Annotated in this window: 22 protein-coding genes; 7 read left to right on the forward strand and 15 right to left on the reverse strand. The window is 57.3% G+C overall.

The features are described 5' to 3' along the window. Positions 1–80 precede the first annotated feature (80 nt). The 4 genes from cobA to nirB form a co-directional block, all read right to left on the reverse strand. Positions 81–851 carry a uroporphyrinogen-III C-methyltransferase gene (gene cobA / locus ACFSW5_RS24995; RefSeq protein ID WP_379279640.1) on the reverse strand — a complete coding sequence of 257 codons (771 nt, stop codon included), beginning with the start codon at positions 849–851 and terminating at the stop codon, positions 81–83. Then, complete coding sequence (locus ACFSW5_RS25000) at positions 848–1,693, reverse strand: formate/nitrite transporter family protein (protein ID WP_379279644.1); 846 nt, start codon at positions 1,691–1,693, stop codon at positions 848–850. The genes cobA and ACFSW5_RS25000 overlap by 4 nt, the downstream gene beginning before the upstream one ends. A gap of 138 nt (positions 1,694–1,831) precedes the next feature. Continuing rightward, complete coding sequence (gene nirD, locus ACFSW5_RS25005; RefSeq protein WP_379279646.1) at positions 1,832–2,143, reverse strand: nitrite reductase small subunit NirD; 312 nt, start codon at positions 2,141–2,143, stop codon at positions 1,832–1,834. Between the two features lie 14 nt (positions 2,144–2,157). Then, positions 2,158–4,590: a nitrite reductase large subunit NirB gene (nirB, locus tag ACFSW5_RS25010; protein WP_379279650.1), complete on the reverse strand. Its 2,433-nt coding sequence runs from the start codon at positions 4,588–4,590 to the stop codon at positions 2,158–2,160. 561 nt (positions 4,591–5,151) lie between these two features. Between nirB and ACFSW5_RS25015 the strand changes: the two genes are divergently transcribed. Both ACFSW5_RS25015 and ACFSW5_RS25020 read left to right on the forward strand, forming a co-directional pair. Then, entirely contained in the window at positions 5,152–5,757 is a 606-nt protein-coding gene (locus tag ACFSW5_RS25015; protein WP_379279653.1) for an ANTAR domain-containing response regulator, read from the forward strand. Between the two features lie 16 nt (positions 5,758–5,773). After that, on the forward strand, positions 5,774–6,865 hold the full coding sequence (locus ACFSW5_RS25020) for an anthranilate phosphoribosyltransferase (protein WP_379280237.1): 1,092 nt from the start codon (positions 5,774–5,776) through the stop codon (positions 6,863–6,865). A 316-nt stretch (positions 6,866–7,181) separates the two neighbouring features. On the opposite strand, the gene ACFSW5_RS25025 is transcribed toward ACFSW5_RS25020, so the two are convergent. Together ACFSW5_RS25025 and ACFSW5_RS25030 are read right to left on the reverse strand one after the other, a co-directional pair. Further along, on the reverse strand, positions 7,182–7,526 hold the full coding sequence (locus ACFSW5_RS25025) for a hypothetical protein (RefSeq protein ID WP_379279655.1): 345 nt from the start codon (positions 7,524–7,526) through the stop codon (positions 7,182–7,184). Positions 7,527–7,544: 18 nt separating this feature from the next. Then, positions 7,545–8,249 (reverse strand): pirin family protein, encoded by a 705-nt coding sequence (locus ACFSW5_RS25030; RefSeq protein ID WP_379279657.1) that lies wholly within the window; start codon positions 8,247–8,249, stop codon positions 7,545–7,547. Positions 8,250–8,484: 235 nt separating this feature from the next. Here ACFSW5_RS25030 and ACFSW5_RS25035 point away from each other — a divergent pair, with 235 nt between their 5' ends. Further along, a complete protein-coding gene (locus tag ACFSW5_RS25035; RefSeq protein ID WP_379279660.1) occupies positions 8,485–8,664 on the forward strand; it encodes a hypothetical protein in 180 nt (59 codons plus the stop codon). A 213-nt stretch (positions 8,665–8,877) separates the two neighbouring features. Here the strand turns inward: ACFSW5_RS25035 and yidC are convergent, their stop codons facing one another. Further along, positions 8,878–9,618, reverse strand: a complete 741-nt coding sequence (gene yidC / locus ACFSW5_RS25040) for a membrane protein insertase YidC (RefSeq protein WP_379280240.1) — start codon at positions 9,616–9,618, stop codon at positions 8,878–8,880. Next, a complete protein-coding gene (locus ACFSW5_RS25045; RefSeq protein ID WP_379279664.1) occupies positions 9,554–9,976 on the reverse strand; it encodes a hypothetical protein in 423 nt (140 codons plus the stop codon). Before ACFSW5_RS25045 ends, yidC begins: the two co-directional genes overlap by 65 nt. A 206-nt stretch (positions 9,977–10,182) precedes the next feature. Between ACFSW5_RS25045 and ACFSW5_RS25050 the strand changes: the two genes are divergently transcribed. Then, positions 10,183–12,291, forward strand: coding sequence for a multicopper oxidase family protein (locus tag ACFSW5_RS25050; RefSeq protein ID WP_379279667.1), 2,109 nt, complete (start codon positions 10,183–10,185; stop codon positions 12,289–12,291). 115 nt (positions 12,292–12,406) lie between these two features. Here the strand turns inward: ACFSW5_RS25050 and ACFSW5_RS25055 are convergent, their stop codons facing one another. Further along, positions 12,407–13,063, reverse strand: coding sequence for a hypothetical protein (locus ACFSW5_RS25055; RefSeq protein ID WP_379279669.1), 657 nt, complete (start codon positions 13,061–13,063; stop codon positions 12,407–12,409). Between the two features lie 276 nt (positions 13,064–13,339). On the opposite strand from ACFSW5_RS25055, the gene ACFSW5_RS25060 reads away from it, so the two are divergent. Then, entirely contained in the window at positions 13,340–14,317 is a 978-nt protein-coding gene (locus tag ACFSW5_RS25060; protein WP_379279672.1) for an aldo/keto reductase, read from the forward strand. Positions 14,318–14,419: 102 nt separating this feature from the next. On the opposite strand, the gene ACFSW5_RS25065 is transcribed toward ACFSW5_RS25060, so the two are convergent. After that, positions 14,420–15,814 carry an MATE family efflux transporter gene (locus tag ACFSW5_RS25065; RefSeq protein ID WP_379279675.1) on the reverse strand — a complete coding sequence of 465 codons (1,395 nt, stop codon included), beginning with the start codon at positions 15,812–15,814 and terminating at the stop codon, positions 14,420–14,422. Between the two features lie 479 nt (positions 15,815–16,293). Between ACFSW5_RS25065 and ACFSW5_RS25070 the strand changes: the two genes are divergently transcribed. After that, entirely contained in the window at positions 16,294–16,800 is a 507-nt protein-coding gene (locus ACFSW5_RS25070; RefSeq protein WP_379279677.1) for a hypothetical protein, read from the forward strand. A gap of 58 nt (positions 16,801–16,858) precedes the next feature. Here ACFSW5_RS25070 and ACFSW5_RS25075 read toward each other — a convergent pair whose 3' ends face one another. The 4 genes from ACFSW5_RS25075 to ACFSW5_RS25090 form a co-directional block, all read right to left on the reverse strand. Next, a complete protein-coding gene (locus tag ACFSW5_RS25075) occupies positions 16,859–17,956 on the reverse strand; it encodes a glycoside hydrolase family 88/105 protein (RefSeq protein WP_379279679.1) in 1,098 nt (365 codons plus the stop codon). A 32-nt stretch (positions 17,957–17,988) separates the two neighbouring features. After that, complete coding sequence (locus tag ACFSW5_RS25080) at positions 17,989–18,864, reverse strand: carbohydrate ABC transporter permease (RefSeq protein WP_379279682.1); 876 nt, start codon at positions 18,862–18,864, stop codon at positions 17,989–17,991. Between the two features lie 28 nt (positions 18,865–18,892). Next, positions 18,893–19,843, reverse strand: coding sequence for an ABC transporter permease (locus ACFSW5_RS25085; RefSeq protein WP_379279684.1), 951 nt, complete (start codon positions 19,841–19,843; stop codon positions 18,893–18,895). Between the two features lie 148 nt (positions 19,844–19,991). Then, the gene (locus ACFSW5_RS25090) at positions 19,992–21,545 is read right to left on the reverse strand and encodes an extracellular solute-binding protein (protein ID WP_379279687.1); all 1,554 of its coding nucleotides are present in this window, start codon (positions 21,543–21,545) and stop codon (positions 19,992–19,994) included. A gap of 641 nt (positions 21,546–22,186) precedes the next feature. On the opposite strand from ACFSW5_RS25090, the gene ACFSW5_RS25095 reads away from it, so the two are divergent. After that, positions 22,187–23,623 (forward strand): sugar porter family MFS transporter, encoded by a 1,437-nt coding sequence (locus tag ACFSW5_RS25095; RefSeq protein ID WP_379279689.1) that lies wholly within the window; start codon positions 22,187–22,189, stop codon positions 23,621–23,623. A 90-nt stretch (positions 23,624–23,713) separates the two neighbouring features. Here ACFSW5_RS25095 and ACFSW5_RS25100 read toward each other — a convergent pair whose 3' ends face one another. Further along, positions 23,714–25,225, reverse strand: coding sequence for an extracellular solute-binding protein (locus ACFSW5_RS25100; protein WP_379279692.1), 1,512 nt, complete (start codon positions 25,223–25,225; stop codon positions 23,714–23,716). Positions 25,226–25,294 lie beyond the last annotated feature (69 nt).

The raw sequence follows: 25,294 nt of genomic DNA on the forward strand, positions 1-25,294 counted from the left end.
TTGAAAATACTGTCAATCGTTTTTTTCCAGTTGTGCTTGTTAAGCTTTTCTTAAGCCCCCGGCGGCTCCATGTCGGCTTCTTAAGCCAACAGCGCCTCGGAAGACGATAAAAGCCGGTTCAGCTGCGCCCTGACCTTTACCGCTTCGCCGATCACGATGAGCGCCGGATTTTCCAGCTCCGCCGCGGCGGCGATGCGCTCGATGTCCCGCAGCGTGCCGGTCAGCACGCGCTGCCGGTCGGTCGTGCCCTTCTCCACGAGCGCGACGGGCGTCGCTCCGTCCTTGCCGGACGCCATCAGCTCCCGCGCGATGTTCCCCAATTGGCTGACGCCCATATAAATAACAAGCGTATCGACGCCATGGGCGAGCAAATCCCAGCGTACCGGCTCCTGCTCGCCGTGGCAGCGGCTGCCCGTGACGCAGGCAAACGAAGCGGCGATTCCGCGATGGGTCAGCGGGATGTCGGCCGCAGCCGCGGCGCCGATCGCCGAGGTGATGCCGGGGATGACCTCGCACGCAATGCCGTGCGCGGCCAGCGCCAGCGCCTCCTCGCCGCCTCGCCCGAAGACGAACGGGTCTCCGCCCTTCAGGCGAACGACCGCTTTCCCTTCCTTAGCATATTTGATCAGCTGCTCGTTTATGACTTCCTGCGGCATCGCATGATGACCGGGCGCTTTGCCGCAATAGACGAGAAGCGCGCCGGATTTGGCGTAAGCGAGCAGCTCCTCGCTCACCAGCCGGTCGTACAGGATAACGTCCGCCTCCTGCAGCCGCCGCATCGCCTTCACCGTTATCAGCTCCGGATCGCCCGGGCCCGCGCCGACAATCGATACCCGCCCGCCGCCGCTCATACCGGCTCCTCCGACGCTTTAACGCCTTTCGAAACCGCGGTCAGGTACTCGGGCTCCCTCTTGGACGCGTGGGATAAATAGAGCATGACGCCGGTAAAAACAAGACCGCCGAGCAAGTTGCCAAGCAATACCGGGAGCTGGTTCCACAGCCACCAGTCCGCAAAGCCGACGTTCGCCCCCAGCATCATCCCCGCCGGTATGACGAACATGTTGACGACGGCGTGCTCGAACCCTTGGGCGAAAAAGATCAGAATCGGCAGCCACATCGCGGCGATTTTGCCGCCGGTCGACTTGGAGGTCATCGCCATGACCGCGCCAAGCGTCACCATCCAATTGCACAATACGGCCTTAAGGACGACAAGCGCCATCCCTTCGCCGCCCATTTGCCGATAGGCTGCCGTCTTCGATTCGCTCGCTTGAACGATCGTCTGGATAAGCGGATTGCTCATGTCCGTCCCCATCTTCGTAATGACCAAGCAATAAAGCGCCGCATAAAAAGCGCAGCCGAGCAAATGCCCGGCGATCGCCCAGCCGAACGCCGCCAGCATGCGGCCGAAGGTCGTCCGGCGCTTCATGGCGGCCAGCGGGATCAGCGCAAAGCTGCCCGTCACAAGCTCCAGCCCCAGCAATACGATAATGGCGAAACCAACGGGGAATACGAGCGCCCCGGCAAGGCCGATGCCGGTCTGCTGCGTCGCCGTATACGCCAGCGTCGTCGCGAAGGCGAGAATGGCTCCGCCGAGGAACCCTCTCGTCACCATCTGAACCGCGGACGTTTCCGCTTTGGCCTGGCCGCTGTCGATCATGGATTCCAGTACTTCCGCCGGTTTCACGTAAGACATCTTCTATCTCTCCCTTGTCTATCCGTCATGCTTGTCTATTCATAGGCCCCATGCACGGCCGGAGGAATTCCCTTTCCAGCTGCGCATGGGGCTAGGCCATGTCAATGATTCGGTTATCGTCAAATACGGGTTGTTCTCCTACACCGTAACGTACAACAAGCCGCTTTCGCTGTCGATTTCCGTCTCGAAGGTCGTAATGCAGCCTTCGTCCGGCTCCTGCACCTTGCCGCTGCGAAGATCGATCTTCCAGTCGTGCAGCGGGCAATGCACCTTGGTGCCGCACACCATGCCCTCGGACAGCTTGCCGTTCTTATGCGGGCAGCGGTTCTCCACGGCGAGCACCTCGCCGTTTGTGAGACGGAATACCGCGATTTCCAATTCGTCGACCTTCAAGGTACGGGAACCTTTTACGTCGATTTCCTCCAGCTTGCCTACAAGCCATTTTGCCATTTCGGGTCCCTCCCTTAACCGATCGGCTGCGCGTCGCGAATCGGCTCGAAGTTTTTGCGCAGCTCTTCGTTATTGATAATTTCTTTCCACGGATCCTTCATTTGGCTAAGCGTCGTATTGATGCGCTCAACCAGCGCAAGCCGGTCTTCGCGTTTCTCCAGCGCCTTCTTCACGCTGTCGAGGCCGACGCGCTCGATCCACGTCGACGTGCGCTCGTTCCATTGCGCATTCTCCCGGTAATATTGCAGGAAGGCGGAGCTCCATTCCAGCACTTCCTCCTCCGTCTTCACGACGCAAAGCAGATCGGTCGCGCGCACGTGCACGCCGCCGTTGCCGCCTACGTGCAGCTCCCAGCCGCCGTCGATCGCAACGACGCCGAAGTCCTTGATCGTCGCTTCCGCACAGTTGCGCGGGCAGCCGGATACGGCAAGCTTCACTTTGGCCGGCGTGTTAAGCCGCTCGAACGCCTTCTCCAGCTTGATGCCCATGGCCATCGAATCCTGCGTGCCGAAACGGCAGAAGGTGGAGCCGACGCACGTCTTAACCGTACGGAGCGTCTTGCCGTACGCGTGGCCCGAAGGCATGTCGAGATCTTCCCACATGCTCGGCAGATCTTCCTTCTTCACGCCCAGCAGGTCGATCCGCTGGCCGCCCGTTATTTTCACTAACGGAACATTGTATTTCTCCGCGACGGTCGCGATTCTCTTCAGCTCGCCAGGCGACGTTACGCCGCCGTAAATGCGGGGAACGACCGAATACGTGCCGTCCTTCTGAATGTTCGCGTGATACCGCTCGTTCGTGAACCGCGATTCCTTCTCGTCCTTGTATTCCGTCGGCCACAGCATGCCGAGATAGTAGTTCAAGGACGGACGGCATTTGGAGCAGCCTTCCGGCTCGCGCCATTCCAGCACGTTCATCACTTCGCGGATCGACTTCAGGCCCATCCGCTTGATTTCCGCAACGATCTCGTCGCGGCTGAGCGGCGTGCAGCCGCAGATGCCTTCCTTCACCGCTTCGCCGGCGGCGTCTCCGGCATAGACCCGAACCAGCCCTTCTACCAGCCCCTTGCAGCCGCCGCACGAAGCCGACGCTTTCGTGCACGCCTTTACGGCGCTTGCGGTGACGCATCCTTTCGTCTTGATCGCGTCTACGATCGCCGCCTTGGATACGCCGTTGCAGCCGCACACGATCTCGTCGTCCGGCATCGCTTCGATGCGGGCGTCCGGCGACTGCTCCGCTCCTCCCGGCGCAAAGCCAAGCAATATTTCCTTCTCCTTGCCGGCGATGTTTTCGCCTTTGCGGATCATGGAGAACAACGATGCTCCGTCGGCCGTATCGCCGAACAGCACGGCGCCGATCAGCTTGCCGTCCTGGATGACGATTTTCTTATAAATGCCTTCCACCTCGTCCTGAATGCGCAGCGCGCGCGTCCCCGGAACGTCCCGGAACTGTCCGGCGGAGAACACGTTCACCCCGGAAACCTTCAGCTTCGTCGAAGTGACCGAACCTTCGTAGCCCTTCGTCTCGATGCCCGCCAGCCGCTTGGCCAGCACGTCGCCCTGCTCGTAGAGCGGGGCGACCAGACCGTATGCGACGCCGCGGTGCTCGACGCATTCGCCGACCGCATAGATGTCGGGAATATTCGTTTCCATATAATCGTTGACGACGATGCCAAGATTGATATCAATGCCGTGCGCTTTCGCCAGCGAGACGTTCGGCCGGATGCCGACCGCCATCACGACCAGATCGGTCTCGAGCTGCGAACCGTCGGAGAAGGTCAGGCCCTTCACCCGTTTTTTGCCGGTGATAGCCGCCGTGTTTTTGCTCAGCAGAAATTTCATGCCTTGCGCTTCCAGCTCCGTCTGCAGCATGGCGGCTGCCGGCGCGTCCAGCTGGCGCTCCATCAAATAAGGATGCTTATGCACGACGGTAACGTCCATGCCGAGATGCAGCAAGCCTCTCGCCGCTTCCAAGCCGAGCAAGCCGCCGCCGATGACGGCCGCCTTCTTGTACGTTTTGGCCGTCTCGATCATCGTCTCGCAATCCTTCATGTCGCGGAAAGCGATGACGCCTTCCTTGTCCGCTCCCGGAAGGGGCAGCATGAACGGATTGGAGCCGGTCGCGATAATGAGCTTGTCGTAGGACGCTTCAGCGCCGCGGTCCGACCGCACCCGCTTGCCTTCGATATCGATCTTCGTAACGGTATGGCCCGTATAAAGACGGATTCCGTTATCCTTGTACCAGTCCCAATCGTTGATCACGATTTCCTTCATATCCGCTCCGCCCACCAGAACCGAGGACAACATGATCCGGTTATAGTTCGGATGCGGCTCCGCCCCGAATATCGTTATGTCGTAGGCATCCGGAGCAAGCTTCAACAAATGCTCGACGGCGCGAACGCCTGCCATGCCGTTGCCGATCAACACCAGCTTTTTGCGGTTACTCATCATCGTTCTCTCCCCTCTATATTTAAGCGGAAACGCCCCGTTCTCCCCGTCCGGTGAGTTCAAGCCGCTTCGCCTCGATAAGCCCGTTATAAGAGTTCCGGCTTATAGGCACTTATCTATTGAAAAAAAAGCCTGCCCTCCTGCCGCGGGAAAGTCATTCTTTCTCCATGGCAGTCGAGCAGGCTTCATTGCCGCTTCCGAAGGATACGCCGTTGTATCCGGGTTAATGTTAAGTTATAGAGGTAATATACAACGCCATTCCTCTTCTGTCAATATAGTTGACATCAAATTTTAATTTTCAGGATATCGACACCCATTCCCCTTTTATGTTATAAATGATAACAAGATATGTGATTCACTGGACGGGTTTTTCCGCCGATAACCTAACATCGATGGGGTAAAGCGAATGGATTCGCATCCTATTTTAATGAGAACACCTTCTATCGAAATCCTTCGAGGATGTACGACCGCGTTCAGCGGCAGTTTTAATCGCCAATCGGAAAGCGGGTTTTCGCGTTCGAAAACTTACACTTTCGCATATGGCAAGAAAGGAGCTCGCCCATGCGTTCTTTGTTGATCATCCACAACGAATCGACAGCAACGGAGCGTCGGACGGAGCGTTCGGCCAGGAAGCTGCTTCCCGAATATATCCTTCAATCCGAAGGCTATCAGGTGCGGCATACCAATAAGGAGGAACAAGCGAGGGAATGGCTGATGGAGAGCGAAGCCGCCATCCTTCACGTGCCGATCGCCGACATCAACCGAATCGCCCCCAAGCTGCTGGAGCGGAAAACCGTCCCGTTGGTCTGGTGGTGCAGCAGCCTTACGATGTCGCAGTCTTTGGAAAGCTGCGAAGACGATGTCAGAATCGATGGCGTGCTTACGCCTTCCATGAGCGGCAGCGAGATCCACTGGGTGCTTCACTTCAGCACGAAGCAATGCTTCGAGCGCAAGCAATGGGCGGACGAAAAGCAGATGCTGCTCTCCAAGCTTGAGGAGCGGAAATGGATCGACATGGCGAAGGGCATTTTGTGCGAAATTAAAAATATATCGGAAGCCGAAGCCTACGAGCTGCTTCGCAAGCAAGCGATGAACGAGCGCAAGCGCATGGTGGATGTAGCGACCTCCATCGTCAAAGTATACCAGCTGCTGCAATCGCAAAAATAAGGAGGGCTGCACGATGATGATCAGTTTGCTGAAAGAGGTGGGCCGCGGCAAGCGCGGCGCGCGGGATTTGACATACGAAGAAGCGCTGGAGGCCGCGGCAGCGATATTGGACCGGACGGCGACGCCGGCCCAGACCGGAGCTTTCTTCATTGCGGAACGCATTAAGATGGAAAGCGTCGAAGAGCTGGAAGCTTTCGTCGTTTCCTGCCGCAAGCGCGCTTATCGCGCACCGCTGCAGGATGGAATCGACTGCGCCGGTCCGTACGACGGACGCAAGTCGACCTTCTATGCCACGTTCGCCTCGGCCTTCGTACTGGCCGCTTCGGGGCTGCCGGTCACGCTGCACGGCTCGGCGTCATTGCCGCCGAAATGGGGCATTACGCTAACCGACCTGCTCGCGGAGCTTGGCATCGACGCGGAGCGGCTTGGGCGCGAACGCCCCGTCCAGGCCGCCAAGGAGACCGGCGTCCTGTTCGTTCCGTCCGAAACGTGGTGCCCGCCGCTGAAGGAGCTGCGCGGCATCCGCCAAGAGCTGGGCATGCGGACCGTGCTGAACACGGCGGAGAAGCTGGTCGATTACTCGCATTCGCCATATTTGGCATTCGGCGTCTATCACAATACGGTGTTCGACCGGATGGCCCGGCTGCTGACAAAGCTCAATTACCGGAAGTCCATCATTATTCAAGGCGCGGAAGGCTCGGAAGACCTGTTCATCGACCGGCCGACGAGAACCTATATCGTCGAGAACGGAGAAGCGCGGCTGCAAGTCATCGATCCGGAAACGTACGGTCTCGACACGCCCGTGCCCGCCGTCGATTGGACGCCCGCCGAGCAGGTGCGCGTAACGGAACAGGTGCTGCGCGGCGAGGCGGATCTCGCCTTTACCAATCAGGTGCTGCTCAACGCGGCCGTCAGGCTGCATCTGTCCGAGAGGGTCGATTCGGCGGAGGAAGGCTTCTATACCTGCAAGGCGAACATCGATTCGGGAGCGGCCTGGAAGCTGTATGAGCGCTGGCGCGAGGCTATGCGCGAAGAGGATAAAGAAGAGGATAAAGAAGAGGACAAGGATCGGGCCGGCAGCATGTCTGCCGCCAAGCAAGCCTATTGAACGCAAGCAAGGCTGTCCGAAAAGTCTCCCCGAAGGAAGCGGGAACTTTTCAGACAGCCTTTTCTTTACTGGAACCCCTGTTTCAAAGGTACCCGCCGAAGCCGGGACGCTCTATGGAGCTAATATTGCCGTTTGGTGCCTATAGCGCAAAAAAGTGCCTTATTTTTTTCGGATTTACAATATCGTACAATCAACTTGCCGGCAGAATAGGTCATTGTGAAACGGGAGGCGGCGCCCCTCTTCCGGAATATGGCGCCGCTTGAACGCGCGGCTATATGCCGGGAGAGAGGCGATACCAGCTGCGGTGCTGCGCGCTTTAATTGACGAATCCGAAGGAGGACGGCTCGTATTCGATATGGGAAGGGCCGCTCAACAGGAGCTTGCGCGCTTCCGCATCGTACGCCGCTCCCTTCTCGCCGAGGTAGAACCATAGCTTTCGAACCGGCTGGCCGTCTACGGGCGCCGGAAACAGAAACACGTTCAGCTCAAGCTTTCCGTATAGCAGCGCCTGAACCCAGTCCTTCCGCGGCGTCTCGATCGCAAGCCGCCACTCCCCGCCCTTCTCGGCGCGCGACAGCTCGTAAGGCGCTTCCTCAGCTGCCGTATCAAGCAGCACCTTTCCGCCTACCGCATGTTTAAGCAGCAATCGGTCTTGTTTCATTCTTCGTTCAACCTCCGCTCACGGCAAATCGATCAGCATTACATAGGCTTCGCTCGTCGGACCGGTCGCGAGAAGCAGCTCCGGTTCGAATTCGATGCGCGCGGTGTCGCCCGCCCCCATCGGCTTGGCGTTTACTTCGAGCTCCCCTTCAATGACGAACAAGAAAATCCGTCTGCCCGGCTCCTGCTTGAAATACACCTTCCGCGAAACGTCCATCCGGCTTAAATAAATGCTCATATCCTGATGAATAAGAGCCGTGCCTTCCCGCCCGTCGGGCGTTACGACGGGAAGCAGCGCATTTTGCATCGCGGACGGATCCGGCGATATCGCTTCGTAGGAAGGAGCAAGCCCTTTTTCCTTGGGGGTGAACCATAGCTGCAGGAACCTTCCTTCTTCGGTGTCGGAAGGATTGTATTCCGCGTGGATAACGCCCGTGCCGGCCGTCATCCGCTGAAGCTCTCCCGCCGACGATACGACGGCGTTGCCGAGGTTATCCTCATGCTTAAGCCGGCCGCGCACGACAAGAGTGACGATTTCCATATCGCCGTGCGGATGGGCGCCGAAGCCTTTCGACGGGGCGATCGTATCGTCGTTGCAGACGCGCATGACGCCGAAGGAGGTATTATTGGCATCGAAATATTCGCCGAACGAAAAGCTCGGATAGCTTTCCAGCCAATCGTTTTTGACCGAAAAGCGGGAATGTGCCGGGTAGATTCGGATCATCGAAATTCCTCCTTTTCCAAACCGAAACGGTTCTGTCGCCCCTTTGCCAAGGAACAACCTTATGTTTAACGATTGAAACCAACAGCCAATGAATAGACAAAGTTTAAACATTTCAGGCAATCTCATACTTCAAGCTTGCCGGGGTACACTAAACGGAAAATGGAACAGCAATGGATACGCCCAAGCGGATACTTTCCTATATTTGGACAAAAAGACAACGGAAAGGTGGAGCAACTTGGAACGACGACAGCATGACGGGAGAAGTAAACCGGAAGACAACAAACGAAGCTTAATGACGGAACGGGATATCGATCCCGAATTCGGACTATTTACCGAGGACTTGACCGGCGGAACGATTCCGGACGTCGCGGCCAAACAAGCGAAGCCGGCGTCGCCGTCAAGTTCCGAATCGTAAGCCCTGTATAGCCCATTGTAACACCAGCCAACGTCATTGTCATGTCAGATTCGGCAGGCCAAGCCGAAACGATCTTCCAGTCCTTATGGAAAGACAGAGCCTTCGGCGAAAAATATAAGGCGATTTATAAGAGCAAACTTATAAATCGCCTTATTAAAAAGCCCCGGCGGGTTAGGGGAACCGAACCGCCGGGACGTCGGAGCGTGGATGGGGTTATACGGTCGGCAACCCGATCGCAGAATCCTTCTCCTTGTATATTTTTTTGGCCAGCCACGTTTGCCCGATGACGAACAACCCGCCGGTCACCCAATAAAGAGGAACCGCAGCCGGCGCGGTAAACGAGAACACAAGCATCATTACCGGCGACAAGAGACCCATAAGCGCCATTTGCTTCTGCTGCGCGGGGTCCATGCCGATTTGCGATACCCGGAATTGCACGTAATAGACGGCCGCCGCAAGGAACGGCAATACCATGTCCGGCGAGCCTAGCCTGAACCAGAGGAACGAATGCTCCGCAAGCTCCGGCGTCAGCTTGATGGCGTAATACAGTCCCGACAGAATCGGGATTTGAATGAGCATCGGCAGGCAGCCGATCGCAAACGGATTGAATTGATGCCGGCCGTACAGCTGCATCATCTCCTGCTGCTTTTGGGCCAGCGATTCGCGGTCGTTTTTGCCTTTGTACTTGTCGTTCAGCTTATCGAGCTCCGGCTTCATTGCGTTCATCTTCTGCTTCATCGTTTGCTGGCTCCGGTATTGCCGCATCATAAGCGGCAGCAGCGCCAGACGGATCAGCAGCGTCATCGCGATAATGGCGATTCCGTAGCTGCCGCCGAACAAATCGGCGATATGCTGAATGAGCCAAGACAGCGGATAGATGACGTAATGGTTAAAAAATCCCGGCGTATCGGCGGTTATCGTTCCGTTCGTACCGCACCCGCTTAACAGAAGCAAGCCGGCGAGAGCCGCGTACAGCTTCGGTTGTTTGAATAATCGTTTCTTTAACGTATCGTTTGTCATATTCGTCCTCCCTGTCGGATATGGAATTCCTTCTCGACAGGGAGCGGCAATCCGCTGAATCGCCGTCCGGCGATTCTTTCCGTTTCACGCATCGAATGAGCGCAAGGCCGAGGGAGCCGTGCATGCCGGCAACGCGGCGCGGCGCGCTGAGCACCCGGCAATGTCCCGTTTCGGACAGCCACAGCGCTCCCTCCTCGCCTTGCCGATGGAAGAAATAAGCGGCATAAGCGAACGAAGCGAAAATGCTTATCGAAAACAAATACGGAATTAGATCGTGCAATTCGACCAGCATGCGCTCACCTCCCATCGGTCACGCTGCAATAAAGTCTAAGAAAAAACAGCCGTCGAAGTTGTTCGGGGACGGACGACCTCGCAAAACCCCGCCTTAAGACGGGCGCCCGGCCCATCCCGAGGCGGTTATCGGCGACCCGAACGGCCGGATACAATGTTAACAGCAAACTGCCGTTGTACCGTTCATTATATCGGGGGGATTTCCGCTTGTATACGTTGTTTGTTTATTTGGAACAAAGTTCAATCGTTATGCTTATCGTTCTGGCATGGATTGCCGGGAATAAATGCTATCGTCTCCTGTACGCCGAATCCGAGGAGAAGCTGCACCGCAAAGCGCGAAAGCTTGTCGACTGGGCGGTCTGGGTATCCGCGTTCGCGGCGGCTGCCGTGTCGTCCGTGCTGCTGATGGCGAGCGGCTACCATCCGGTCTTCTGGCTAGACCGTCTGCTGCTGCACGTACCGCTGCTCGCCCTTCCGACCGTTCTTATTTGGAGTATTACGGTGCCGCGGGTCAAAAAGTTGCGCACGATAACCGGCCGGAAATCGGATCACGAGCCGGATCCCCGGCTGCGGTACCGGGCCGCCGATCCGGCCCTCGTATTCCCGGTGCGGCTTGCCATGCTGTCGGCGCTCGCCGCTTTTTATTTCGCCCTTTCCCCGCCCAAACAGGCGGACGAGGCCGTATTTCCCTTGCTTATCTACGCTGTCGCTGCCGGCATCCAATGGTTTGCGCTTGCAGGCCGCCGGATGCGCGCCGGAGCGGCGGGCGCCCGGCCCGTTTACCGGCCGTGGCTGAGCCGCCTGCAGGCGCTTGGCGTGCTTGCCGCAGCGGCCGCGATTGGGAGCGCCCCCTTTATAAGCGCGATGGACGCGAGCCGCCTGCCGTCCTCGCTAAGCATGGCGAGCGCTCCCGTCGATTACGGGGACGGGAAAGGCTCCCGGCCGGGTCTCGGCCACGCGCACGGATCGGTTGCCGCAACGGCGGGAACGCAGCCCGGCGAGCGCTCCCTTGTACCGGTGACGGCTTTAACCGAGCCGACCGGCGAGAAGGCCGACGCCAGCTTTACGCTCGTTGCGCAGCAAGCGCAAGTCCGCCTGCAGTCCGGCAAAACGGTTGACGCCTGGACGTATAACGGCAAAGCCCCCGGTCCCGAGCTCCGCCTCAAGCAAGGGCAGCTTGTTGAAATTACGCTGAAGAACAAAGACATCGCGGAAGGCGTCACGCTTCACTGGCACGGGCTTGACATCCCGAACGCGGAGGATGGCGTCGCCGGAGCGACGCAGGATGCGGTCATGCCCGGCGAAGAGCATACGTACCGTTTTCGCGCGGAGCAGGCGGGTACGTTCTGGTACCATACGCATCAGCAGTCGAAGGAATCGGTTGCGAAAGGACTGTTCGGCGCCATCGTCGTCGAGCCGGCTCAGGAAGCTTCTCCGCCCGACCGCGACATCACCGTCCTGTCCCATCGCTGGGAGGGAGCGGGGCTGGCCGTCGGCGACGCGGACGGCGTCCGGCGCATCGCCGCCCGCGAAGGCGAGCGGGTGAAGCTTCGGCTCATTCATACCGACGACTGGGTGATCCAGTCTTACCGGCTGATCGGAGCTTCGTTTAAAGTAACGGCCATCGACGGCACCGACCTGAACGCGCCCGGCGACTTGAGCCGCGTCCGGCTGTCGCTGCCTACCGGCGGCCGGTACGACGTGACGTTTACGATGCCGAGCCGTCCCGTTTATTTAAGCGTCGACGGCGACAAGCAGACCGGCATCCTGTTCAGCGCCGACGGAACGGGCGATATTCCGGAGGCGGAAGGCCCGTACGCCGATTTCGATCCGACAAGCTACGGAAAGCCGGCGGACGTGCCCTTTCACGCGGACAGCGGCTTCGACCGCGAGTTCGAGATGGTGCTGGACAACGAGTTCGGCTTTTATAACGGCCAATTTGCGGCCTTCGACACGATTAACGGCGAAGTGTTCCCGAACACGCCGATGTTTATGGTCGGCGAAGGCGACCTCGTCAAAGTGACCGTCGCAAACCGGAGCGCCGTGGAGCATCCGATGCATCTGCACGGCCACCATATGCTGGTGCTGTCAAAGAACGGCGAAGCCGTTACGGGCAGCCCGTGGTGGTCGGACACGTTAAGCGTCATGCCCGGCGATCGTTATGAAGTGGCTTTCCGAGCCGACAATCCGGGCTTATGGATGGATCACTGCCACAATCTCGTGCATGCGTCCGCCGGCATGACGATGCACCTCATGTACGAAGGCGTCACCAGTCCGTTTACCGTAGGCGACGCTTCCGGCAATCACCCGGAATAACGGTTAGCGCCTGTGCCGCTTGCCGGAACTTGTGCGGCGGACCTGCATTGGACCGCCGGCTCAAGCGGCTCCCGAACGGCGCTTCGATTCGACGCGCTTCCCCGGCGGCTCGCGCTTAGACCTGATCGCCTCCGTAATAGGCAAACAGCGTGTCCACCGGTTTAAAATACAGATGCCCGTCCTCCCATGGCTGAAAATGCAAATCCATCCGCGAATCGTTCCAGTTCGCCGGCGTTCCGGATGTGGCGAGCCGCCCCGGGACGACGGGCTTCTCTACGACGGCGGGGAACTCCTGGTAGCCGAACAGCAAATTTTCGTGCATCGCGATCATCTCGTATTTCGGACCGTAGAACGCCCGCTCCTCCTGCAGCTGATAATGGTAGTAAATATAGCTGGCCATCATCTCCGGCTTCAGATGGGCGACGCGTCCGACGCGCCGTTCGACGGGCTCCTTGCGCTTCCAATGCTCTAAACCGGCCGGCTCGTTGAAGTGGAATACGTCGATCATCGGAATCCATTTGCGCTTCGCGCTCTGTCCGGGCCAATCCTCCAGCAGCTCTCCGATGTCCGGGACGAGCCGCTCGGGTTCGGGCTTGCCCTGCAAGCATTCGTAATAAAGGAACAGATGGTCGTTCCAGCCGAAGGCCGCGGCCGTCAGCAATACGCCCCGCTCCACCAGCTCTTTGGCCTGCACGCCCTCCCGTACGGCCGTCCTCCCTTGCTCGGTATGTTGCTTCTTCAACTGAGCGTGCATCATCACTCTTTCCAACATCGCCGTCTCTCCTCCGATTCATGGATGTAACCGCTTTTATTCTTTACTATCCCAAAAGCCGGAAGGTTTGTCCATGGCAAACGCGTCTTTGCCGCCGGTTTCGTTTGCGGCAGGAATAAGGCGCGATTCAAAACCGGGCTCTTTCCGGATCATGGACTTCCGGGCCGCAGAACACTATGATAGAAATAACGGGCCATCGGCTTTGCGCCTTCGATGGCCGAACATTCGATTTCTTCCCGAAGGTTCAACTTTATATCGACAAGGAGGCAGATACATATGGAATACCGCCGTTTGGGCAATAGCGGACTTGAGGTTTCGCTGCTTGGGCTCGGCACGAACGCCTTCGGCAAGCGGGCCGACGAGGAGACGTCCGTCCGCATCATTCACGAGGCGCTGGACAACGGCGTCAACTTTATCGATACCGCCAACATTTATGCGGGAACGGAATCGGAGCGCATCATCGGCAAGGCGCTGGCCGGCAGAAGGCACGAGGCCGTGCTGACGACGAAAGCCGGTCTCCCCCGCTCGGACGGGCCGAACGGCCGCGGCTCCTCCCGCTTCCATCTGCAGCAGGAGCTGGAAGGCAGCTTGAAGCGGCTGCAAACGGATTATGTCGATCTGTACCAGATCCATACGTTCGATCCCTATACGCCGCTGGAGGAAACGCTCCGGACGCTGGACGATATGGTCCGCAGCGGCAAAGTGCGCTACATCGGCGCGTCCAATTACGCCGCGTGGGAGCTCATGAAAGCGCTCGGGATCAGCGACCGGCTGGGGCTGAACCGGTATGTCTCCATTCAGACGAGCTATTCGCTGGCCGACCGGACGCCCGAGCGCGAGCTCGTTCCGCTGGCGCTCGATCAAGGCGTCGGCATCATTCCTTATTTCCCGCTCGCCGGCGGCATTCTGACGGGCAAATACGCGGGTGCGGGCGGCGGCGTGCCGGAAGGCTCGCGCGCCGAAACCGATCCGAGCTTCACGCGATTTCTCCTTGAAGACAACATGAAGCTTGGCCGGGAAGTCGCGGCGCTGGCGGCCGAAGCGGGCTGCACGGCAAGCGCGCTTTCGATTCGCTGGCTGATGAGCCGGCCCGCCGTCTCCACCGTCATTGTCGGCGCGACGCGCCCGTCGCAGCTGCAGGACAACCTTTCCGGCTTGTCCTTGCCGCTCGATCAAGCCTTATCGGACGAGCTGGACCGGATCAGCGACCGCTTCCGGCTCGGCGAGCCGTTCGCTTCGTACCGGCTCTCCTGAAATAAAAGGAGCTTCGCCCCTGTACCCGGACAGGAAGGCGAAGCTCCTTAACTTTTTACCTACACTTACGATTGACCCATTCGGCGAACCGCCGGTGCCGGCTTAATGCGCGGCTGATGCCGAAGCGGCGTCCGGTTTGACGAGCGCATACCGCTCCCACTTGCGGCTCCGCCAGCGCAAATACATAATGACGGCGCGCGCCCATTCGTCCGAGGCGATCGCCAGCCAGACGCCCACAAGCCCCATGTCCAGCACGAAGACGAACAGGTAGCCGAGCGACAGACTCATCAGCACCATCGTAAATACGCCGACCTTGAGCGGATATTTGGCGTCCCCCGAAGCGCGGAGCGAGTTGACGAATATAATGTTGAACGTCCGCCCCGTCTCCAGCACGATGCTCATCAGCAGCACTTGGGCGCCCAGCCGGATCACTTCCGGATCGCCCGTAAACATGCTCATCAGCTGCTCGCGGAACAGCATGACCAGCACGACCATCACCATCGTCACCGAGATGGCGTATTTCGCGCTTTTCAGCACCCGGCGGTAAGCGTCGTCCTGCCGGCCGGCTCCGATGAGCCTTCCGATAATAATGCACGTCCCGAGCCCGATCGCAAAAGCGAACATATAGATAAACTGCGAAATATTGTTGGCGTATTGTCTTGCGGCCATCGATTCCGCGCCGAGGAACGTGACGTAGAACAAAAAGATGATTTGGCAGGACTGATACATCACCTGCTCCAAGGCAGACGGGATGCCGATTTTTAAAATTTTGCCGACATATTCTTTGGACAGCTTATAATAATACGAAATCCGAATGCGGACCTCGGTTACCCGGTACAGCAGCCAGAGGAAGACAAGGAACGCCAGGAACCGGCTGAATACGGACGAAATGGCCGCCCCCTCGACCCCAAGCGCCGGAAAGCCCAGCTTGCCAAAGATGAGAATGTAGTTGCAGGCGATATGCACGACGTTCATGCCGAACGATACGAACATCGCTTCCTTCGTAAAGCCGTTCACCCGCACAATGGCCGCCATCGAGTTGATGAGCGCCTGCAGGAAGATGCCTCCGCCCACGATCGCGAGATAGCTTGTGGCATAATCCAAAATTTCGCCGTGCAAGTTCAACGCTTGCAGCATCAGGCCGTTAAACAGCAGAAAGACCGAGCTGACAATCAAGCCCGCGACCAAGTTCAGCGTAATCGCATGCGCCGAGATGCGGGCGGCTTCGATCAGCTTCTTGGAGCCGAGATACTGCGCGACGACGATCGACGCCCCGTTGCCGATCACCTCGAGTATAAGAATGGCGATATGAATAAATTGGTTCGCCGCCCCGACGCCCGATACGGCGTCGTCCGAGATGGCCGCAAGCATGAACGTATCCGCAATGCCCATCAGCATGAACAAAAATATTTCCAGGAAGATCGGCCAGGTCAGATAAAACAAGTTCATGTCTTTCGAGCGGCCGTCGCCGCTCTGATGTTGTAGATTCCCCTCCATGTTGTCCCCTTCCAATCCTGTAAAATACCGAACGAATCTTCATTAAAGGCCTCGCCGCCCTCCCGGATCGGAAACGGCGGCGCACAGCAGCGCGAAAAGAGCCCGGTATGGTGTGAAAATGTGTAATTTCTCATCTATAACAGACCGTATCGTAGCATAATTTATCGCCGTTTGCATCAGGTATTTCAAGCACTTCCCAAATCCGCATAAATAGTTGGCCAATAAAGCGTTATCATGTTTAAGAGGGCCGATACGCCCGGAGGCGTCCTCGATATAGGGCGGGCATTTTCGACGGGGATCGCCGTACTGGACCTAAGTCCAGTAACCCCTCGGCTTAAGGCAGGAGGACGGTCTCCCCGCATCTGTGTTAAGGTAATAACAGCGAATTAACCGGTACGAAGCCCGAAACATTTATGAGTCCTTCTATTGGATTGGAACGAAGCAAAAATCATTTAATCGTAAAGGAGCAAACGCGCATTATGAACAAACGGACGCTAATCGCATGTTTTCTTATTCTGCTCGGCATCTGCCTGATGCTGATGAAAGGGGAGACGCTCAATGCCGGCGAGCTGATCGGTCTCTTCTGGCCGTCGCTGTTCGCCATCCCGCTCAGCATATTTTTCCATTGGCTGTACTTTTTTATGCTCGCGCCGAAAGCCCCCGGCGTTCTCATTCCTGGCGGCATTCTTCTGACCGCCGGCATCGTCTGCCAGATCGGCATGCTGTTCGGCAACTGGGAGTACCTTTGGCCGGGATTTATATTGGCTCCGGCGGTCGGGCTGTTTGAATTTTATTGGTTTGGCGGAAGGAACAAATGGCTGCTTATCCCGATCAACATTTTGACCATCGTTTCGCTGCTGTTTTTTGCCTTGTTCTCGCTCGGCAGCTTGTTCAACCAGATGGTCGGCGGCGGCAAAACGGTTATCGCAGCCGTCTTGATCATCGTCGGGGCGTTGGTGCTGTTCAGCAAAAAAAGATCCATATAGAAATACGAAAAAACAGCGTTAGACGCGAACGTCTAACGCTGTTTTGAAGTTAACGCCGTTATTCGGCGATTTCGGCCATCGCGGCGGCCGCCATAATAAACGCACCGACGCCGTGCAGGTCGTTGCGGCTTGTCGGACGCGTGACGTAATTGTCGTAATCGCCGGCCGAGGTGCCGATGCATATATGCGGCATGACGAAGCGGTCTGCCGCGTCCGTTTCCATCGCCGCCGCCAGTCCGGCGAAGCCTTTGCGCGCCGCGTCGAGGCACTCTTCGCCCGCGGCGCCGAATTGGACGGCCCGGACAATCGTATAGACGAACAAGCTTGAGCAGGACGTCTCCAGCCAATTGTCCGGCTTCTCCCCTTTGTCCACGACTTGGTACCACAATCCGCTCGCCTCGTCCTGATACCGGATCAGCGCCTGCGCGAACCGTCCCAGCTCCGCCTTCAGCTCTTCCCGCCCCGCGTTCTCCGCCGGCAGCAGCCGGACGAATTCGGCGAGCGCCAGCCCGTACCAGCCGAGCGACCGTCCCCAGAACTCGGGCGAGCAGCCGGTAACCGGGTCGGACCAAGGCGTCTTGCGGCTCTCGTCCCAGGCATGATACAGCAGCCCCGTCCGCTCGTCCTTCATATGCTTGCGCATGAGCCTCTCCTGGTGCAGCGCCATGTCCCGCAGCCCGTCGTCGCCGTAGGCGTTCGCGTATTTCAAGGCGAATACGCCGCCCATATACAACCCGTCCAGCCACATCTGGTACGGATACTTGTCCTTGTGCCAATAGCCGCCCTCCGAAGTCCGGTTCAGCGTCCGGAACAAATGCCGGAGCTTGTCTGCCGCAATCCGGTATTTCGCTTTGCCCGTCCGCTCGGACAGCCGGAACAGCAGCAGCCCCGCCTGGATGGAATCCAGCTCGTCGCGCGCGAAATAGAAATTGCCTTCCTCGTCGACCAGATCGTCCACGTAGCCTTGAATATAATCGTCATAACGGCTGTCGCCGAGCGAAGCGGCGAGCATCTCGACGCCGCACAGGAAGACGCCTTGATGATAATGCCACCGGCGGGCCGGCGGAAGCTCCCCGGGCTTGAAAGCCGCCATCAGCGCATCGGCCGCCGCCTGCCCCCACTCCATCGGCGTTCGGGCCGCGTACATCGTTTCCATTGCCATCTCTCCCCTCTTTCGATCGCGCTTCGTTATCCTTTAATCGAGCCAAGCATCGCCCCTTTGGCGAAATGCTTCTGCAGGAACGGATAGACCAGCAGAATCGGCAGCGTCGCAACGACGATAACCGCCATCTTCACCGACTGGTCGGGCGGCGGAACCGCCGAATCGAGCGACGAGCTGTAGTCCATGCCGGAGGCAAGCACGACGATCTGGCGGAGCAGCACCTGGATCGGCCACATTTTGCTGTCGTTCAAATACAAAATGGCGCTTAGATACGTGTTCCAGTACGTTACCGCATAGAACAGGGAAATCGTGGCGATTGCCGGCATGGACAGCGGCAGCACGATGCGGAACAGGATGCCGAAGTCGCTGCAGCCGTCGATTTTGGCCGATTCCTCCAGCCCTTCGGGAATGTTCTGGAAGAAATTCCGCAAAATAATCATATTGAACGCGGTAATGGCCGACGGCAATATAAGCGCAGCGTAGCTGTCGATAAGGCCCAGCTCCTTCACGACGAGGAAGGTCGGGATAAGCCCGCCGCTGAACAGCATCGTGAAGACGACCAGAAACATGATGACGCTGCGGCCGTCGAGGTCGCGGCGGGACAAGCCGTACGCCATAAGCGACGTCACGAACATGCTGAACAGCGTTCCCGCCACCGTGACGCCGACCGAGACGGCCATTGCTCTAAAGATCGTATCCGTCGAGAAAATAAACTGATATGCTTCCCAGCTCCAGACGGTCGGGATCAGAATAAACTTCTTGGCCGCGATTTCGGCATTGGTCGTAAACGAGCCCGCCACCACATGGATGAACGGAATTACCGTAATAAACGCGATAACGGCAAGCAGCGCATAATTGATCAGGGCGAACAACCTGCCGCCAAGCGTGCGGTCCTCTACCATTAAGACAACCTCCCTTGCATCGGCAGCATTAGTAGATGCCTTCTTCTCCGAATTTTTTGGACAGCTTGTTCGCGATCATGACCAGCACAAGGCCGACCAGCGATTTGAAAAAGCCGACGGCGGCGCTGTAGCTGAACTGCATCTGGCGCAAGCCCGCGGTATATACATAGGTGTCGATTATTTCTGCGACATCCCGGTTCATCGAATTGAGCAGCAGGTACACATGCTCGAAGCCGAGCTCCAGCACGTCGCCGATTTTCAAAATTAATAGCACGATAATGACGCTCCGGATCGCCGGCAGCGTAATATGCCAGATTTGCCGGAAGCGTCCGGCCCCGTCCATCCGCGCCGCTTCGTACAGCTGCGGGTCGACCGAAGCGATGGCCGCCAAATAAATGATCGTGCCCCAGCCGGCCTCCCGCCATATGACCTGAACGATATACATCGGGCGGAACCATTCGGGACTGAGCAGGAAATTGATTTTGTCCATCCCGAGATAGACCAGCAGCTCGTTCACGATGCCGCCGTCCATCGTCAGCATGACGTAGCTGATCGAAACGATAATGACCCAAGACATGAAATGCGGCAAATAAACCAGCGTCTGAAAGAAACGTTTGAAGAACGCAATCCGCACCTCGTTCAGCATAAGCGCCAATATAATCGGCACCGGAAAATAAAACAGCAGGTTCATGCCGAACAAGATGAGCGTATTCGACAGGATCATCCAGAAGTCCGGCTCCGTGAACAATCTTCTGAAATGCTCGAAGCCGACCCATTCGCTGCCGAATATACCCTTAAACGGCTTGTAATCCTGGAACGAGATGACAAGCCCGAACATCGGAATGTATTTGAAGATAAGAAAATAAAGCAAACCCGGCAAAATCATGACATAAATCCACTTGTTCCGCCATAGGCGCCTGCGCAGCTCGCTCGCCGGACGCGCTGCGGACGCTTGCGGCCTCACAGCCGTTCCCTCCATGAATCCACATCCTTCCGTTGATGTTCTCCTGCAGATGCGCGGTTTAAGCGGCGGCGCCGCCCGAGCCGGGGACGAACGCGGCGCCTTCGCGTTGGAAACGCCTATGCGCCGCGTTCGCTTTCCCGCCGCTTAGCCGCGGAATCCGGGATTATTTTTTATAAGCGGCATTAAACTCCTCGATGATTTTATCGCCGCCTTGCTTCTTCCAGTTGTCGACTTCCTTCTCGAAGCCGGCTTTGTCGATTTGCCCGTAAATGTATTTGTAAGTCGCGTCCGTAATAATTTGCTGAAGCTCGACGCCTTTCTCGGCGTAAGTCTGGGAATCCAGCGCGGCCGTCGGGTCCTTCACCCCGATTTTGGCGTTCTCCACGATCAGCTGCTCCGCGTGAATCCGGCCCGGCAGCTCGTTTAAGCTCGTATACATGCCGTTCGTTTCGGCTTCGCCGATTACGCTGTCCTTGAACGGCTTCACTTCGCGCTCGACAAGCTCCTTGTCGTCCGATACTTTGGCTTGGCCGTCTACGACCGTATAGTGCGTGCCTTCAATGCCCCAATACATCAGGTTGGCCACTTCCGGCGTCATCATCTTGTCGAAGAAAGCCAATATTTTCTTCAGCTCGGCCTCGTCCTTCACCGCCGATTTCGGGAACAGGACGATGTTGTTGTAGCCCGGAATCATCCATTGCTGAAGCTTGCCGTCCGGACCGGCCACCATGCTGTGAACGTCCAGCACCGCGTCAGGCGCGTTTTTGATCAGGTCTTTGTTCAGCGAATCGATATCCTGCATCGAGCCGCCGATGTACATGCCCGCCTTGCCGCTCGTGAACAGGTTGACCGCGTCGGTCTTGCTCGTGGCCGCAAAGTCCTGGTTGATGTAGCCGCCTTCGCGCAGCTTTTTGAAGAAATCCATCGTGTCGTAGTAGCCTTGGAACGTAAACTCCGGCTGCAGCTGGCCGTCCTTCTCGCCCCAATAGTTCGGCGTGCCGAACCAGGAGGATACCGTCTTGAAGGCGCCGTATACGAGCTCGTTGCGGTCTGCGATGCCGATCGTGTCGTTCTGCCCGTTGCCGTCGGGATCCTGCTCCGTAAACGCCTTCGCCATCGTAAACAGCTCGTCGACGTTTTTCGGCGGTTGAATGCCGAGCTTATCCGCCCAGTCCTTGCGGTAAATCATGCCTTGACGGGCAAGCGGGCGGCCGATGTACAGCGAGTACAGCTTTCCTTCGACCAGCGTGTTGTCCAAAATTTCCTTCTTCAGCTTGCTCAAATTCGGAAATTCGCTCATGTAAGGCCCGATTTCCCAGAACTGGCCGTCCTTGATCGCCTCGCGCATAAGCAGGAACGTCGTCGAGTTTTTCAGATAGGTGACTTGCGGCAAAGAACCGGTCGCGAAAGCGGTGTTCAGCTTCTCCTCGTACGTATCCGCCGGGAAGAACTGATAGTTCAGCTTCGTGTTCGTCAGCTTCTCCAGCTCGTTTTTGATCGTATCCGGCGGAGCCTCGGACGTATTCAGCGGCAGCATGATCGTAATTTCCGTCGGCTTCTCCTCTTTCGGCGTTTCCGCTCCTGCGCTCGGGCTTGCTCCCGCATCGCTCGGCTGAGCGGAAGGCGCGCTGCCGCCGCTGCCGCCGGAGCAAGCGCCGAGAAGCAGCGCCATGGCGGCGAATACGCTTACAACCAAACATAAGGGCTTGTTTCTCATTCCTTTTCAGACCTCCGTCATTTTGGTGAAATGTTGAAATCAGCCTTGCAACTCGAACATTAACGGAGGAACAACGTTTCGTATACAATCATTTGTCCATATGCAGGCGGAATTGCCTAGGTCTGAAGAAATGATTATCGAGTTAATTGATAACCTCCCCCAACCCCCCTCCATAGGAGGGGGCTCCAAGGGGCTCGCCCCTCCGGACACCCCAAATAAGCGCCCCTGCCCCGCGGCCGTCTTCGACAATCCGTCGTGCCAACCCCCGCATTGTCCTCACGGACAAAGCTCTCATGCCGGCTTATTAAATAAAGGACATGGTACTGCCGCGCTACCGACTGCGAAATTTCGCCATGGGGATACCTAATTGTCATGGCGGGACATACTAAGACGGACAAAAAGCGGATTTGCAGTTATTAGAGCGGAAGAAATTGCCTTCCGGATGGACTATTTTGCGGCCGCAAGCCAATAAAATGCTATTTTTCCGTCCGGTTCGAGCCGCCTCGGCCCGGCCCCTCCAATTCATGCTGATTTGGCACAAAAGAATGCTGGACTTCGTCCCAAAACAGCCTGTTTCCCGATGGTATACTTGAAAATATCTTAAAGCGTTTTCATCACTTTCGGGATAGGAGGAGCTAAAAATGGGAAACAAAGATATAAATTCTCTTGACGACGTCAAGCAGTCCGGAATGCGATTCGTAACGCTCGTCTCCATCATCGCCGCTCTGGGCGGACTGCTTTTTGGATTTGATACAGCCGTTGTTTCGGGAGCAATCGGTTTTTTGGGAGAAAAATTCGATCTCAATAAAGTTCAGGAAGGCTGGGCGGTATCTTCGCTTATCGTAGGCTGCGTGATCGGCGCGGGCTTTTCGGGGATATTAAGCGACCGATTCGGCCGCAAAAAGGTTCTGATCGGGGCAGCCGCCTTGTTTACGCTCAGTTCCATCGGCACCGCGATTCCGGACACGTTTACGTTCTATATTATCGCCCGGATGATCGGCGGCCTTGGCATCGGCATAACGTCTACGCTGTGCCCGCTGTATAATGCGGAGATTGCGCCGGCCAAGTACCGCGGACGCCTTGTCGCGCTGAACCAGCTGGCGACGGTGACCGGCATCTCGCTCACTTATTTCGTGAACTCCGGCATTGCCGGCTGGGGCAACGACGCTTGGGATGTAGAGAACGCATGGCGCTGGATGTTCGGCGTCGGCGCGATTCCCGGCGCACTGTTCTTGATTTTGCTGTTCTTCGTTCCGGAAAGCCCAAGATGGCTGATCAAGCAGGACAGACCGCTCGACGCATTGAAAATTTTGCTTCGCATCCACGGCGAAGAAGCGGCGAAACAGGAAGTATTGGACATTAAAGAATCGTTTAAGCAGGAAAGCGGTTCGCTGAAGCAGATCTTAAGCCCCGGACTGCGCACGGCTCTTCTCGTCGGCGTCGTGCTTGCCGTTCTGCAGCAAGTAACGGGAATCAACGCCGTTCTCTATTACGCGCCAGAAATATTCAAGTCGATGGGCGCCGGAACGGACGCCTCGCTTATCCAAACGATATTTATCGGTATCGTCAACGTGTTGTTTACGATCCTGGCCATCTGGCTTATCGATAAGGTCGGCCGCAAGGTGCTGCTCCTTATCGGCTCGTCCATTATGACCCTTTGCCTTGCGGCGATCGGTCTGGCATTCTATACCGGCCATACAACCGGACCGCTTGTGCTTATTATCATTTTGATCTATGTGGCGGCTTTCGCGATTTCGCTTGGGCCGGTCGTATGGGTTGTGCTCAGCGAAATTTTCCCGAACCGCATTCGCGGCCGCGCGACCGCGATCGCTTCGATGGCGCTGTGGGCGGCGGACTATGTCGTATCGCAATCGTTCCCGCCGCTCCTGGATACCGCGGGTCCCGCTCCGACGTTCTGGATTTTCGGCGTGATGGGACTGATCACCTTCGTCTTTACGCTGCGTGTCGTTCCGGAGACGAAAAACAAATCGCTGGAGGAAATCGAAACCGCATGGATGAAAAACGCTTCGGCATCCTCCAACGCGGACGCAGCATTAAAGCCTAAAGAGAGCCACTAATGCATTTGTGCGGCACAATAAAAGGCGCTGCAGGTCTTGTACCTGCGGCGCCTTTGCTTTTTGCCAGGCTTGCCGTGACGGCCGCTTGTCCTACTGCTTCTCGTACGCCTCGGTAAATTCCTTAATAATCGCGTTGCCGCCGTTCTGGCGCCAGCGATTCGTCTCGTGCCGGAAGCCCTGCTCCGTCAAGTTGCCGAGAATGTAATTGTACGTCGCGTCGGAAATGATTTTGCTGAGCTCGGCGTTCCGCTCGTCATACGTGATCGACTCCAAATTCACCGTCGGGTCCTTGACGAGAAAATGCTCGTTGTCCGCGCTAAGACGGTCCGCCAGCGCCGTCAGCGTCTCCTTCTCGGCGACCTCCATCACGTTCGGATTGCTCAGGTCGGCGATCATCAGCGTATAGAACCCGTTTACCTCTTTGACGCGAAGCTGCGACGTTTCTTCGGGCAAATGCACCTTGCCGTCCACCAGCGTGTAATGCCTTCCTTCGATGCCGTATTTCATCAGATTGGCCGCGTCTTTATCCATCGTCCGGTCGAAAAAAGCCAAGATCCGCTTCAGCTCTTCTTCGGTCTTGATAGCTTTTTTCGAGAACAGAAACAGACCGTTGTAGTTCGGAATCGACCATACGCGGTAGCCTTCCGGCCCTTGAATCCGGTTCGAGAGCGTAAACGATACGGTCGGATTGAGCACCTTCGCCTCGTCGTACAGCCGCTGCACGTCGGTCATGCTGCCGATATAGACGCCCGCTTTGCCCGTAATGATCATGTCCCGCTGCTTCTCCTTGCTCGTCACGGCAAAATCGCGGTTGATCAAGCCTTCGTCGTACAGCTTGCGAAAAAAATTCATCGTATCCATATACGCTTGCGTCTCGAATTCAGGGATGAGCTTGCCCCCTTCGAACTTCCAGTTGTTCGGCGTGCCGAAATACGACGCGACCGTCTTGAACGCCCCGTAGACGAGATCGTTCCGGTCCGCCAGACCGATCGTATCGTGCGCTCCGTTGCGGTCGGGGTCGTTCAACGTAAATTGCCGGATGACCTCGTAAAGCTCGTCGAGCGTCCGGGGAATGCCGAGCCCGAGATTGTCGAGCCAATCTTTCCGGATGATCGCGCCTTGCCGCGACGACGGACGTTCGGTGTACAAGCCGTAGATACGGCCGTCGACCGCCGCCTGCATCAGAATGTCCTCGTCCAAATACTTCAGGTTCGGATATTGGTCCAAATAGGGACCGATCTCCCAAAAGGCGCCGGACCGGATCGTGTTTTTCATGAATTGGTAGTCCGTGCTTTTGACGAAGGTCGCTTTCTTCAGCGAATTGGTCGTCAGCGCCGTATTCATCTTGTCGGAGTAAATGCCGTCGGGCACCCAATTGATATCCAGCTTATAGCCTGTCATCTCCTCCAGCGTGGCGATCATCTCGTCGCTTGGCGGCGTCGGAAAATGAAGCGGCACCATGATGGAGATCGGGTTCGGCTCCGCGGCGCCTTCCTGCTCGTCGCCGGCGGACAACATCGTGCATGCGCTTACATTTAGCAGTATAATGAGAAGAACGAACAACGTGATGCAAGCTGCCTTTGCGTTCCGATACCGGATCATCCTTAACGAACTCCTTTCTTGAGCATCGGGAGCGATATCGCTCCGGACCGCTTCTTTTCCCGTTACCTG

Origin of the sequence: Paenibacillus thailandensis (assembly GCF_042685365.1) — a bacterium.
GTDB lineage: Bacteria > Bacillota > Bacilli > Paenibacillales > Paenibacillaceae > Paenibacillus_AP > Paenibacillus_AP thailandensis.